This window comes from Actinoplanes rectilineatus, from assembly GCF_000962825.1.
Lineage (GTDB): Bacteria > Actinomycetota > Actinomycetes > Mycobacteriales > Micromonosporaceae > Actinoplanes > Actinoplanes rectilineatus.
The window spans coordinates 26,530-39,967 of record NZ_JZKF01000058.1 but is presented as its reverse complement, the minus strand read 5'-3'; the positions used below and the strand labels follow the sequence as shown (position 1 = coordinate 39,967).

Genomic DNA, 13,438 nt, shown 5'->3' with positions numbered 1-13,438 from the left:
TAATCACCCGAAAGCTAGCATTCAGGACAGATCGGTAGGGAGACCGCAAGGACGACGGCGCGTCCGGCGCCGCACCGGGAAAGGACGGATCAGGAGGGGCCTCCGCCGGTCAGGCAGACACCGCCACCGCCGCGCTTCGCCTCGTACATCGAGGCGTCCGCGTCCTTCATGATCGAACCGAACTCGATCCCGTGGTCCGGGAAGAGCGCGACACCGATGCTGGCCCCGATCTTGACGGTCTGTCCCTCGATGTCGAACGGGTCGCGCAGCACGTCGCAGATCCGCTCGCCGACCGCCACCGAGGCCTTCTCGTCCGGGTTGCCGGTGACCAGCACCGCGAACTCGTCACCGCCGAGACGCGACACCATGTCCGGGCGCCGGACCACCTGCTGCAGGCGCTTGGCCACCAACTGCAGCAGCACGTCGCCGGCGTGGTGCCCGACGGTGTCGTTGACCTGCTTGAAACCGTTGAGGTCGAGCAGCAGCAGGGCCAGCCGGGTGCCGGTGGCGGCCGCGATGTCGACCGCCTGCTCGGCCCGGTCCAGCAGGAACTTGCGGTTGGGCAGACCGGTCAGCGAGTCGTGGAACGCGTGCCGGGTCAGCTCGTCGACGTGCAGCTGGGCGTTCTGCCGCATCCGGGCGCTGTCCAGGATCATCGCGCCCTCGGCGGCCAGCTGCTGGGCCAGGATCCGGTCACGGGAACTCCACTCCCGGGTGCCGCTGGAGTCGCCGCACATCACCATGCCGACCGGTCCGCTGCCCGACATCAGCGGCATCGCGATGAACGAGCGGACCCCGATGAGCTGGGCGAACCCCTCGTCCTTCGTCTTCGCCACGGTGATGTCGCCGACCATGACCGGTTCGCCGGTCTCGGCGGCGGCCTGCCAGATCGGCGAGTCGGTGGCCGACTTGCCGACCATGGTGGCCCGCAGCAGGTCCCGCTGGGCGTCCTCCATGCCGACGCCGTGCACGTACCGGATCTTGCCTTCGTTGTCGATCAGGTGCATACCGGCCACCTCGGCACGGAACGCCGTGGCACAGGACCGGGCCAGCAACTCGGCCGCGGACTCCACACTGCCGGCCGACATGCCCTGCTCGAACAGCTCACGGATGGTGTCCGTGGTGAGCGCGACGAACTGCCGCTGCTTCTCGGCGGCCAGCCCCTGCAACGTGGTGGCGAAGTGCAGGGCCATCGTCGAGATGGTGTCCTGCATCAGCTCGGCCAGGTTGGTGCCGGTCAGCAGCAGCACGCCGACGGTCTGCCCGCCGATGCGCAGCCGGGCCGCCATCTGTTCGCCGCTGACCACCGGCTTGCCACCGGCCGGCGTCCGGAACACCTTGCCCGCGACCATCTGGTCGCGCCGCCCCGGCTCGCCGTGCTGGGCACCCGGCGTCATCATGCCGGTCTCCGAGTCCAGCTCGAAGACCGTCGCCGCGGTCAGCCCGGCGATCTCCACCAGGTGCGGGGCGGTCAGGTCCAGGACGTTCTGGACCGAAGGGGTGTCCTTGGTCATGAACGCCACCAGTTCGGCCAGAAGCAGTGCCTGCCGGTCCACGACCAGCGCCGACTCCCCGATGGCATCCACCACAGGTCCGGCTGTGTGCATCTCGCTGCCCACACTCATGGCCCTAGAGGTCGGCACCGAGGCCGCCTACTTGAATCGCTGGCACTTGGGACTCGTCACAAATCAGGAGCGGCCGGGTGGTCCGGGAACGGACTCCCGTGCATGAGGACGGATGTCCGGGACGGTCGGTGACCGTTCGGACGGTGGACGGATGGCGCCACCGGACCGGTCGTGGCTGATCGCCACGGCCAGGACGCGGTGCGGCGCCCGAGGAGTCGGCCGGCTGCGCGTACGGTATGAAATGCGCGACCGGATCGCACGCCTCGACCCAGCGCCCGGTGGGGGCGCACCTAGACTTCGGTCCCATGCTCACCATGCAGGATGCACTGGCCCGGTTGACCAAGTATTGGACGGAACAGGGCTGCCTGACCGTTCAACCGATGAACACCGAGGTCGGCGCCGGCACCTTGAATCCGGCGACCTTCCTGCGCGTTCTCGGACCGGAGCCCTGGAAGGTAGTTTACGTGGAGCCGTCGGTCCGTCCCGACGATTCCCGATACGGCGAGAATCCGAATCGCCTTCAGACCCACACCCAGCTCCAGGTGATCCTCAAGCCCGACCCGGGGAACCCGCAGGAGCTCTACCTGGGCAGCCTCGCGGCGCTCGGTATCGACGTGGCCGCCCACGACGTCCGGTTCGTCGAGGACAACTGGGCCTCCCCCGCGCTCGGCGCCTGGGGACTGGGCTGGGAGGTCTGGCTCGACGGGCTGGAGATCACCCAGTTCACCTACTTCCAGCAGGCCGGCGGCCTGAACCTCGACCCGGTCAGCGTGGAGATCACGTACGGCATCGAGCGGATCATCATGGCGCTCCAGGAGAAGACCCACTTCAAGGAGATCGCGTACGCCCCGGGCGTCAGCTACGGCGAGGTCTTCGCCCAGTCCGAGTACGAGATGTCGCGCTACTACCTCGACGACGCCGACATCGAGGCCAACCGGCGGCTGCTGGAGATCTACGCCGGCGAGGCCCAGCGCATGATCGACGCCGGGCTGCCGGTGCCCGCGCACAGCTACGTGCTCAAGTGCTCGCAGGCGTTCAACGTGCTGGACTCCCGCGGCGCGGTCTCCACCGCCGAGCGGGCCGCCGAGTTCGCCCGGATGCGACGCCTGGCCGGCGAGGTCGCCAAGCTGTGGGTGGGCCGCCGCGCCGAACTCGAGCACCCGCTCGGCCTGACCGAGCCGCTGGACGCCGCCCGGGCCGCCGCGGCCGTGCAGACCGGCACCGGCGCACGGACGCTGGTCTTCGAGATCGGCACCGAGGAGCTGCCGCCGAGCGAGCTGCGGTCCGCCCGCGAACAGGTGATGCGCCTGATGACCGAGGGGCTGGCGGGCACCCGTCTGGCGCACGGGGACATCCGGGTCTTCGGGACGCCGCGCCGGCTCATCGCCGTCGTGCAGGCGGTCGGGGCCCGCGAGGACGATCACGAGCGGGTGGTGCGCGGGCCCAAGGCCCAGGCGGCGTACGGGGCGGACGGCACCCCCACGAAGGCACTCGAGGGTTTCGTACGCGGCCAGGGCGTGACCGTGGCCGACGTCGAGACCGTCGAGCTGAACGGCGTACCCCACGTGGTCGTCACGAAGCACGAGGCGGGCCGCGCGGCACCCACCGTGCTGGCCGGTGTGCTGGCGCAGGTCGTCACCGGTCTGCGGGCCGCCAAGAACATGCGGTGGAACGACCCGAAGCTGACCTTCAGCCGGCCGGTCCGCTGGCTGGTCGCGCTCTGGGGTGACGACGTCGTCCCGGTGGCCGTCTCCACGCTGTCCGCCGGCCGCGAGACCCGGCTGCTGCGCACCGCGGCCACCCCGGTCGTCGCGATCGAGTCGGCCGAGTCGTTCCTGGAGACGCTCGGCGTCAACGGGATCGTCGCCGACCACGAGGACCGCCGTGAGCTGATCGTCATCGGCGCGCAGGACCTCGTCTACCCGGACGGGACGATCGACGTCAAGGGCGAGTCGTCCCTGATCGACCAGATCACCGACCTGGTGGAGCAGCCGCTGCCGCTGCTCGGCACGTTCGACGAGAAGTACCTGGAACTGCCCGACCCGGTGCTGACCACGGTGATGCGAAAGCACCAGCGGTACCTGCCGGTCCGGTCGGCGGACGGCACGCTGCTGCCGATGTTCGTGACCGTGGCGAACGGCCCGGTCGACGTCGAGCTGGTGCGCGGCGGCAACGAGGCGGTGCTGCGCGCGAGGTACGAGGACGCGGCCTTCTTCTACCGCGCGGACCTGGCGACGCCGATCGCCGACATGCGGGCGAAGCTGGCCCGGCTCACCTTCACCGACAGGCTGGGATCGATGGCCGACCGGGCCGACCGGATCGCGGCCCTGGCCCTGCGCCTGGCGGCGATGCTCGGCCTCGAGTCGGGGGCGCTGTCCCGGGCCGCCGAGCTGATCAAGTTCGACCTGGGTTCCCAGCTGGTCACCGAGATGACCAGCCTGGCCGGGGTGATGGGCCGCGATTACGCGCTGCACGCCGGTGAGGACCGGGTGGTGGCGCAGGCGGTGCTCGACACCGAACTGCCCCGCAACACCGGCGACTCGCTGCCGCTGACCGTGCCGGGGGCGCTGCTCTCGATCGCCGACCGGCTGGACCTGGTGGCCGGGCTGGCCGCGACCGTCGGGCTGCCGACCGGGTCGAGTGACCCGTTCGCGGTGCGGCGGGCGGTGCTGGGGCTCTTCGCGGTGCAGCGCGGCGTGCCGGCGCTGGCCGGGCTGGACCTGGTGGAGGGCCTGAAGCTGGCCGCCGAGGCGCAGCCGGTGGAGGTGCCGGCACCGCTGCTCACCGAGATCGCCGAGTTCTTCGCGAAGCGTCTCGAGCAGGCCCTGACCGAGGAGGGTCAGCCGGTGGACCGGGTCCGCGCGGTGCTGCCGCACGCCGCCCGGCCGTCGCAGGCCGACATGCTGCTCGGTCAGCTGGCCCCGGCGGTGTCCGACCCCGGGTTCATCGCGGTGGCGGGCGCGGTGCAGCGGGCCCGGCGGATCGTTCCGGCCGGCACCCCGGCAGGGTACGACGCCGCGGTGCTGTCCGAGCCGGCCGAGCTGGCGCTGCACGCCGCGGTCGACAAGATCGAGGTCTCCGGGATCACCGACGTCGCGTCCTTCGTGGCGGTGACCCAGCCGCTGGTGACGCCGCTGGGGACCTTCTTCGACGAGGTGTTCGTGATGGCGGAGGACCCGACCGTGCGGGCGGCCCGGCTGGGCCTGCTGGCGACGGTGCGGGACCTCGGCGACGGCCTGCTCGACTGGGCGCACCTGCGGTTCTGACGGATGCGAGGCCCCGGCCCGGCACGGTCGCACCCGCGATCGGCCGGGCCGGTGCTTTCCGCACGATAGGGCGACTCCGGATCGCCCCGGGACGCGCCCGGGCGTTGAGACACCCGAGGACGCCGCCGGGCCCACGGCGGTGGGCGCGTACCGGGGTGGGTGGGAGTGGAACGACTCGGACGGGTGACGGCGGTCGACGTTGGGCGGGCGTTCGCGGACACGTCAGGGAAACGTCGCCTGGACGATCACTGGATCACGTCGACTCACCTCGACGGCCGGCGAGGAGCGCCGGTCCAACAGGTGGTGGAGGAGACGTGGCTGATCGCCGTCAGGTGCTGCGTATCGGAGCGGTGGCCGCGGCCACGCCGGTGCTGGCCGGGGGTATCGCGTCACCCGCGCTGGCCGGGGATGCCGTGACCGGGGCGCACACGATCGACACGGGGACCGCGGCCGGGTTCACCGGCACCGGCTCGGGAGGCGGCGGGCGGCCGGGCACGCCGCTGATCGTCGGGCACCGGGGTGCCTCGGGATACCGTCCGGAACACACGCTGGCCAGCTACGAGCTGGCGGCGCGGCTGGGTGCCGACTACATGGAACCCGACCTGGTGATCACGTCGGACGGGGTGCTGGTGTGCCGGCACGAACCGGAGATCGGCGGCACCACCGACGTGGGGTCGCGGCCGGAGTTCGCTGATCGGAAACGGACCGTCACGCTTGACGGGGTGAGCGTCACCGGATGGTTCACGCACGACTTCACCCTCGCCGAGCTGAAGACGCTGCGGGCCACCGAGCGGATCCCGTCGATCCGGCAGCGCAACACCCTGTACGACGGCCGATACCAGGTGCCGACCTTCCAGGAGGTGCTGGACCTGCGCAAGCGGCTCACCCGGGAACTGGGCCGCGACGTCGGGGTGATCCCGGAGACCAAGCACCCGACGTACTTCGCGGCCCTCGGCCTCGGACTGGAGAAGCCACTGGTCACGGTGCTACGGCGCAACGGCCTGGACAAGCGGGGCGCGAAGATCGTGGTGCAGTCGTTCGAGTCGGCGAACCTGCGGGACCTGGCCGGCGAACACCGGCTCCAGGTGCCGCTGGTGTTCCTGACCAGCGCGTCGGGGACGCCGTACCACGATCCGCGCAGCTACGCCGACTACCTGACGCCGAAGGGGCTGTCCGAACTCGCCGAGTACGTGGACTTCCTCGGGCCGGAGAAGAACCAGATCATCCCGCGGAACGCGGACGGGACGCTGGGCACGCCGACGGCCCTGGTGGCGAACGCGCACGCGGCCGGGATCAAGGTCGTTCCGTACACGTTCCGGGCGGAGAACTCGTTCCTGCCGGCGGAGCTGCGGGTGGGGGCGGATCCGACCGCGTACGGCAAGGCGATCGACGAGCAGGTGACGTTCCTGCGGACCGGGATCGACGGGCTGTTCACCGACAACCCGGACATCGGTGTGGTGGCACGGGCGACGGTCGCCGCCTGACCACCTGGCGGGGATCACCGATACGCACGAAGTCGCGCCCGGAGGCACATCCTCCGGGCGCGCAAGCGCGGTACGCCGGCCGTCGCCGCCTGCTCCAAGAAGTCGTAGTTTTTGAGGGAGTTGTGGCTCGTACCCTAAAAAATGGGGTTATTTGGCGATGAACGTCGGGTAGATGTGCTCGAAGCTGAGCTTGTAGCCGAAGCCGGTGGAGACGATGAACGCCAGGCCGAGCAGCACGCCCAGCACGACGATCCCGAAGAGGGCGTAACCGGCAGCCGTGCCGATCGGGCGGCGGCGGCCGGCGGTGACCCCGTTGACGCCGACCGCGGCCTCACCCGCACCCCAGGCCAGCGACCGGATGCCGAGGGCGAAGAGGATCGGCAGGCCGGCACCGAGGGCCAGACCGGCGAGCAGGACCTGCCAGGCGCCGTCGAGGGCGAATCCCAGGTTGTGCATGACGTCGCCTCTCAGTTCGCCGCGACGGCCGGAATCGGGCCGGCCGGGGTCGTGGTCACGGTCGTCTCGCCGTCCCAGTCGTCGTTCACGTTGTCGTGGTCGACGCGGCCGGTACGGGAGCGCAGGTACATCGCGACCGAGGCGATGCAGAGCAGGACGAAGACGACGAGCGCGCCGGCGGTCCCGCCGACGGTGTCGCCGACCCACCACATCGCCCCACCGATCAGGGCTGCGGCCGGGAAGGTGATCATCCAGGCGGCGACCATGCGGGCGGCGACGGCCCAGCGGACCTTCGCGCCGGGACGGCCGATGCCGGACCCGAGCACCGAACCGGTGGCGACGTGCGTGGTGGAGAGCGCGAAGCCGAGGTGGCTGGAGGCCAGGATGACCGCGGCCGCGCCGGACTGGGCGGCGGTGCCCTGCGGCGGGTTGATGTCGGTCAGGCCCTTGCCGAGGGTCCGGATGATCCGCCAGCCGCCCAGGTAGGTGCCGAGCGCGATGGCCAGCGCGGCGGAGATCTTGACCCAGAACGGGATGTTCTCCAGGTCACTCCAGTGTCCGCTGGCGATCAGCGCGAGCGTGATCACGCCCATCGTCTTCTGCGCGTCGTTGGTGCCGTGCGCGAGGGAGACGAGCGAGGCGCTGCCGATCTGCCCCCAGCGGAAGCCGTTCCGGGTGAAACGCTCCGCCACACCGGCGGTGATCTTGAAGATCACCCAGGTGCCGACGGCCGCCACCAGACCGGCGATCAGTGGGGAGATCAGCGCCGGCAGCATGACCTTGCCGACCACGCCGTCGAGCTTCGACCCGTCACCGTTCCAGTTGACGCCGGCCCATCCGAGGCCCGCGACGGTGGCGCCGACCAGGCCGCCGAACAGAGCATGCGAGGAGCTCGACGGGAGGCCGAGGAGCCAGGTGAGCAGATTCCAGACGATGCCGCCCACCAGACCGGCCAGGATGATCAGCAGGAGGGCGTTGCCGCCGTCCGCGAGCAGCTCAGCCTTGGGGGCGCCGGTCTTGTCCTGAATCTTGACGACGGCGTTGGTGACGGTCAGCGCGACCTCGACCGAGAGGAAGGCGCCCACCAGGTTCAGGATGCCGGAGAGGGCGACGGCGGTCTTCGGCCGCAGCGCCTTCGTCGCGATGGACGTGGCCATCGCATTCGCGGTGTCGTGGAACCCGTTGGTGAAATCGAAGGCCAGGGCCGTCACGACCACCAGCGCCAAGATCACGGATGTTTCAGTCACGCGGTGATCGTGACCCGAGCAACCCTCACACAGCCAGAGGCGGAACGCAGCGTGTACAAGATTCGGCCCGCGTTAACCTCAAGTTTCCTAAAGTTGAACTCATAGTGATCAATCGATCACGACAGGTGATGTCAACGGCGTGAGGATGAACACTTTCTTAGGGATATCCGGTCCATAGGCGGCTCACAGGTGCCCGATTTTGCTCATCGGGCACCTGCCTTGAAAATCAGGCCGCGGACGCGGCGGCGATCGCCTCGGTGAGGACGGCCAGGCCCTCGCGGGCCTCGTCCTCGGTCAGGGTCAGGGCCGGGCCCAGGCGCAGCACGTTGCCGTACAGGCCGCCCTTGCCGACCAGCAGGCCGCCCTCGCGGCACCTGTCGAACACCTGGACGGTGACGGCCGGGTCGGGCTCGCGGGTGCCGGGGCGGACGAACTCGATGCCGATCATCAGGCCGCGGCCGCGGACCTCGCCGACGATCGGGCTGTCCACCCCGCGCAGGCCGCCGAGCAGGATCTCCCCCACCCGGCGGGCGTTGCCCTGCAGGTCGTGGTCGAGGAGGTAATCGAGGACGGCATTGCCGGCGGCCGCGCTGACCGGGTTGCCGCCGAAGGTGGAGAAGCTGATCGCCGGGACCGCGTTCATCACCTCGGCGCGGCCGACGACGCCGCCCAGGGCGTACCCGTTGCCGATGCCCTTGGCGAAGGTGATCAGGTCGGGGGTGACGTCGTGGGCCTGGTATCCCCAGAAGTGGTCGCCGGTGCGCCCCCAGCCGGTCTGCACCTCGTCGGCGATGAGCAGGATGCCGTGCTCGTCGAGGACCTTGCGGTAGGCGCCGAGGAGCCCGTCCGGCCCGTGGACGAAGCCGCCGACGCCCTGGATGGGTTCGGCGATGAGGGCGGCCACGTCGCCGGCGGTGACGGTGGCCAGGACCTCGCGCAGGTCGTCGACGGCCGCGTCGATCAGGTCGCCGTCGTCGAGCCCGGCCATCCGGCCGCGGAGCCGGTCGGCGGAGGACAGCCAGTTGACGGTCAGAGGGCTGAGGGAGCTGGACGACCAGCTCCGGTGCCCGGTGACGGCCATCGTGGCGAAGGTCCGCCCGTGGTAGCTGTTCTTGATCGCCAGGATCTGGTTGGAACGGCGCACGTTGGCGGCGAACAGCAGGGCCGACTCGTTGGCCTCGGAGCCGGAGTTGGTGAAGAAGACCCGGGCGTCCGGGATGCCGGACAGCCGGGCGATCTTCTCGGCCAGTTCGACCTGCTGCTTGATGAGATAGAGGGTCGAGGTGTGCGCGACCCCGGTGTCGACCTGCCGGCGGACCGCGTCGCTGATCTCGGCGATGTCGTAGCCGATCATCGTGGTCAGCACGCCGCCGAAGAAGTCCAGGTAACTGCGGCCGGTGGCGTCGACGACACGGCGGCCGGAGCCGGAGACGATCTCCAGGGCGTCGTCGCCGTAGTAGACGGGCATCCATTGCGGCATCACCGCGCGATGCCGATCCAGAAGACTCATCGGGTACCTCCACTGTTGTTCCTGCGGTTGATCCAAGAAGTCAGCGCCAGCCGTGCGGATGGCCCGGGTCGCGCCGGCCGCTGCCGCGGCTGGTCCGGAACGCGGCCGACGCGAGCACGTCGGCCAGGTCGTCGTAGCCGTCGTCGACCAGGCCGACGGTGACGCGGATGTGGTCCTCACCGAGCGGGGTGACGCAGAACGGGGCGCCGGGGGCGGCCGCGACGCCGCGGGCGGCCAGGGCCACCATCGCGTTCTGCTGGTCGGGCACCGCCACCCACATGTTGATGCCGTCGCCGGCGGTGGCCCGCACCCCGCGTTCGCTCAGCGCCGCGAGGAGGGCCGCGCGGCGCGCGGCATAGACCTCCTTGGCGGTGGAGACCTGGGCGGCCACGCTCGGGTCGGTCAGCAGATCCAGGAGTACGCCCTGCAGCAGCCGACTGGACCACCCCGGCCCGAGGAGTCGCCGGTCGGCGACCGCGTCGAGCACGTGGGCCGGCCCGCCGACCGCCGCGAGCCGCAGGTCCGGTCCGTGGCTCTTGGAGAAGCTGGCGACGTGCACGGTGCGGTCGGCCAGGTAGCGCCCGAGGCTGACCGGCGGCGCGGTGGCGATGTCCCCGGCGTGGTCGTCCTCGACCACCAGCAGGTGCGGCGCCTCCAGCAGCACGTCGGCGAGTTCGGCGGCCCGGGCGGCGTCCATGCTGGCCCCGGTCGGGTTGTGTGCCCGTGGCTGCAGGAAGAGGGCGGTGGCCCGGTACTGCCGGAGAGCGTCGCGCAGCGCCCCGGGCTCGATGCCGCGGGAGTCCATCGGCACGCCGACGACGGTGGCGCCGACCGCCTGCAGCAGGTCGAGCAAGGGCGGGAAGGCCGGGTTCTCGACGAGCACGTGGTCGCCGTAGCGCAGCACGGCCGCCACGATCCGGTCCAGCGCGTCCATCGCACCGTCCACCACGGTCAGTCTCTCCGGACGGTACGGCCACCGCTCGCGCAGCACGGTCTCCAGTGCGGGCAGCACCGGGGCGTCCAGGTAGCTGCCGGCCCACCGGCCGTCGCCGATGCGGCGCAACGACTCGCTGAGGTCGGGCAGCAGCGCCGGGTCGGGCACGCCGGTGGACAGGTCGCGGGGCATGTGCATCCCGGCGCCGCTGAGCTGGGTGTACCGCAGGCGTTCGCGGGCCGGCAGCGGACCGGCGACGAAGGTGCCGGAGCGTCCGCGGGTCTGGATGGCGCCGGCCTGGATCAGGTTGCGCCAGGCCTCGCTGACCGTGGTCGGGCTGACGCCGAGCTTGCCGGCGACCTCGCGGACGGTGGGCAGGCGGGCGCCCGCCGTGAGCCGTCCGGCGGTGATCAGACGGCTGACGGCCGCGGCGATCCCCCGGGCGCTCCGATCCTGAACCGCCCCCGTGATCAGCGTCAGCAAATTATTCTCTCCGAAACATTCCGTAACGTTCGGGCAATTGTCCGCTCCAATGTGTGTCGTTAGTGTCCTACGGCATCCGGCGCTCACAAGCAAGCCCTAGCGCAGGGGTCAAATCGGGGAGTAAACAGACGATCACAGGTGCCGAGCACTCGCCTGAAGATCAAATAGAGAGGGGCCGTCATGACGACCGGAGTCGTCCGAGCCGCCCTCGTCCAGACCACCTGGACGGGCGACAAGGAATCGATGATCAAGGCGCACGAGGCCTACGCCCGGGATGCCGCCGCCCAGGGCGCGAAGGTGATCTGCTTCCAGGAACTCTTCTACGGACCGTACTTCTGCCAGGTCCAGGACGCGGCGTACTACGAGTACGCGGAATCGATCCCCGGCCCGACCACCGAGCGGTTCCAGGCGCTCGCCGCCGAACTGGGAATGGTCATGGTCCTGCCGATGTACGAGCAGGAGCAGCCCGGCGTCCTCTACAACACCGCCGCCGTGGTCGACGCGGACGGCAGATATCTCGGTAAATACCGCAAGAACCACATCCCGCAGGTGAAGGGTTTCTGGGAGAAGTTCTACTTCCGTCCGGGAAACCTCGGTTATCCCGTTTTCGACACCGCGGTCGGCCGGGTCGGCGTCTACATCTGTTACGACCGGCACTTCCCGGAGGGTTGGCGGGCTCTCGGCCTGAACGGCGCGCAGATCGTCTTCAACCCGTCGGCCACCAGCCGGGGCCTGTCCAGCTATCTGTGGCAGCTGGAGCAGCCGGCCAGCGCGGTCGCCAACGAGTACTTCATCGGCGCGATCAACCGGGTCGGCGTCGAGGATCTCGGTGACAACGACTTCTACGGCCAGACGTACTTCGTGGACCCGGAGGGTAAGTTCGTCGGCGAGGTCGGCGACACCCACCAGCCGGAACTGATCATCCGCGACCTGGACCTGGGCCTGCTGGGCACGGTCCGGGACCGCTGGCAGTTCTACCGCGACCGGCGGCCGGACAGCTACGACGGGCTGGTGGCGCCGTGACCGTCAAGCTGATCAAGGGCGGGACGGTCGTCGGCCCGACCGGCGCCATCCTCGCCGACGTGCTGATCGACGGCGAGAAGATCGCCGCGTTGTACGCACCCGGACAGGCCCCGTCCGTCGACGACACCATCGACGCCACCGGGAAGCTCGTCATCCCGGGTGCCGTCGACGCGCACACCCACATGGAGCTGCCGTTCGGCGGCACGCACGCCAGCGACACCTTCGACACCGGCACCCGGGCGGCGGCGATCGGCGGCACCACCACGATCATCGACTTCGCGGTGCAGCGGACCGGCGAGGTGGTCCAGGACGGTCTGGCCGCCTGGCACGGCAAGGCCGAGGGCAACTGCCACATCGACTACGCGTTCCACATGATCCTCGGCGGGGTGGACGACGAGTCGCTCAAGGCGATGGACTACCTGGTCGCCACCGAGGGGATCAGCAGCTTCAAACTGTTCATGGCGTACCCCGGGGTGTTCTACTCCGACGACGGCCAGATCCTGCGCGCCATGCAGAAGGCCCGGGACAACGGCGCCATGATCATGATGCACGCGGAGAACGGCCCGGCCATCGACGTGCTGGTCAAGCAGGCCCTGGAACGCGGCGAGACCAGCCCGCTGCACCACGGCCTGACCCGGCCGCAGGAGCTGGAGGCGGAGGCCACCAGCCGGTCGATCTGGCTGGCGTCGGTCGCCGCGGACTGCCCGCTCTACATCGTGCACCTGAGCGCCTCCAAGGCTCTCGAGCAGGTGAAGGCGGCCCGCGACCTGGGGCGCAACGTGTTCGCCGAGACCTGCCCGCAATATCTGTACCTGACGCTGGAGGACCAGCTGGGGGCGCCGGGCTTCGAGGGCGCCAAGTGGGTGTGCTCGACGCCGCTGCGCAGCAAGCACGAGAGCCACCGGGCCGACCTGTGGCAGGGACTGCGGACCAACGACCTGTCGGTGGTCTCCACCGACCACTGCCCGTTCTGCTTCAAGGATCAGAAGGAGCTCGGCCTGGGCGACTTCTCCAAGATCCCGAACGGGATCGGCAGCGTCGAACACCGGGTGGACCTGCTCTACCAGGGTGTGGTCGACGGGAAGCTGTCGCTGAGCCGCTGGGTGGAGACGATCGCGACCACGCCGGCACGGATGTTCGGCCTGTTCCCGCAGAAGGGGATCATCGCCCCCGGCTCGGACGCCGACATCGTGCTCTACGACCCGGACGGGCGCACCCGGATCAGCGCCGCGACGCACCACATGAACATGGACCACTCCGCCTGGGAGGGCTGGGAGATCGACGGCAAGGTCGACACGGTCCTGTCCCGGGGCGAGGTGATCGCGTCCGGCGGCGAGTACACCGGCCGGGCCGGCCGGGGCCGGTACGTCAAGCGCGGCCTCAGCGACTACCTGCTCTGAAAGGGGAGAG

Annotated in this window: 9 protein-coding genes; 4 read left to right on the top strand and 5 right to left on the bottom strand. The window is 70.2% G+C overall.

Annotated elements, in window-relative coordinates; all coding sequences use genetic code 11:
• Nucleotides 1-89: 89 nt before the first annotated feature.
• Complete coding sequence (locus WH85_RS32380; RefSeq protein ID WP_245674186.1) at nt 90-1,589, bottom strand: sensor domain-containing diguanylate cyclase; 1,500 nt, start codon at nt 1,587-1,589, stop codon at nt 90-92.
• Between the two features lie 341 nt (nt 1,590-1,930).
• Here WH85_RS32380 and WH85_RS32375 point away from each other — a divergent pair, with 341 nt between their 5' ends.
• Together WH85_RS32375 and WH85_RS32370 are read left to right on the top strand one after the other, a co-directional pair.
• Nucleotides 1,931-4,891, top strand: coding sequence for a glycine--tRNA ligase (locus tag WH85_RS32375; protein WP_045745870.1), 2,961 nt, complete (start codon nt 1,931-1,933; stop codon nt 4,889-4,891).
• Between the two features lie 314 nt (nt 4,892-5,205).
• Nucleotides 5,206-6,375: a glycerophosphodiester phosphodiesterase gene (locus WH85_RS32370; RefSeq protein WP_045745869.1), complete on the top strand. Its 1,170-nt coding sequence runs from the start codon at nt 5,206-5,208 to the stop codon at nt 6,373-6,375.
• 147 nt (nt 6,376-6,522) lie between these two features.
• Here WH85_RS32370 and WH85_RS32365 read toward each other — a convergent pair whose 3' ends face one another.
• From WH85_RS32365 to WH85_RS32350, 4 genes are all read right to left on the bottom strand, one after another.
• Nucleotides 6,523-6,831, bottom strand: a complete 309-nt coding sequence (locus tag WH85_RS32365; RefSeq protein WP_045745868.1) for a hypothetical protein — start codon at nt 6,829-6,831, stop codon at nt 6,523-6,525.
• Nucleotides 6,832-6,842: 11 nt separating this feature from the next.
• The gene (locus tag WH85_RS32360; RefSeq protein WP_045745867.1) at nt 6,843-8,078 is read right to left on the bottom strand and encodes an inorganic phosphate transporter; all 1,236 of its coding nucleotides are present in this window, start codon (nt 8,076-8,078) and stop codon (nt 6,843-6,845) included.
• 226 nt (nt 8,079-8,304) lie between these two features.
• Complete coding sequence (locus WH85_RS32355; RefSeq protein ID WP_045745866.1) at nt 8,305-9,588, bottom strand: aspartate aminotransferase family protein; 1,284 nt, start codon at nt 9,586-9,588, stop codon at nt 8,305-8,307.
• A 40-nt stretch (nt 9,589-9,628) separates the two neighbouring features.
• Nucleotides 9,629-11,005 (bottom strand): aminotransferase class I/II-fold pyridoxal phosphate-dependent enzyme, encoded by a 1,377-nt coding sequence (locus tag WH85_RS32350; RefSeq protein WP_045745865.1) that lies wholly within the window; start codon nt 11,003-11,005, stop codon nt 9,629-9,631.
• 180 nt (nt 11,006-11,185) lie between these two features.
• On the opposite strand from WH85_RS32350, the gene WH85_RS32345 reads away from it, so the two are divergent.
• Together WH85_RS32345 and hydA are read left to right on the top strand one after the other, a co-directional pair.
• Entirely contained in the window at nt 11,186-12,028 is an 843-nt protein-coding gene (locus WH85_RS32345; protein WP_045745864.1) for a nitrilase-related carbon-nitrogen hydrolase, read from the top strand.
• Nucleotides 12,025-13,428 (top strand): dihydropyrimidinase, encoded by a 1,404-nt coding sequence (gene hydA, locus WH85_RS32340; protein ID WP_045745863.1) that lies wholly within the window; start codon nt 12,025-12,027, stop codon nt 13,426-13,428. The genes WH85_RS32345 and hydA overlap by 4 nt, the downstream gene beginning before the upstream one ends.
• Nucleotides 13,429-13,438 lie beyond the last annotated feature (10 nt).

What these genes read in the sequence shown, in the direction of transcription:
- WH85_RS32375 (WP_045745870.1), top strand. Translation starts at nt 1,931, where the DNA reads ATGCTCACCATGCAGGATGCACTGGCCCGGTTGACCAAGTATTGGACG.
- WH85_RS32365 (WP_045745868.1), bottom strand. Translation starts at nt 6,831, where the DNA reads ATGCACAACCTGGGATTCGCCCTCGACGGCGCCTGGCAGGTCCTGCTC.
- WH85_RS32355 (WP_045745866.1), bottom strand. Translation starts at nt 9,588, where the DNA reads ATGAGTCTTCTGGATCGGCATCGCGCGGTGATGCCGCAATGGATGCCC.
- WH85_RS32345 (WP_045745864.1), top strand. Translation starts at nt 11,186, where the DNA reads ATGACGACCGGAGTCGTCCGAGCCGCCCTCGTCCAGACCACCTGGACG.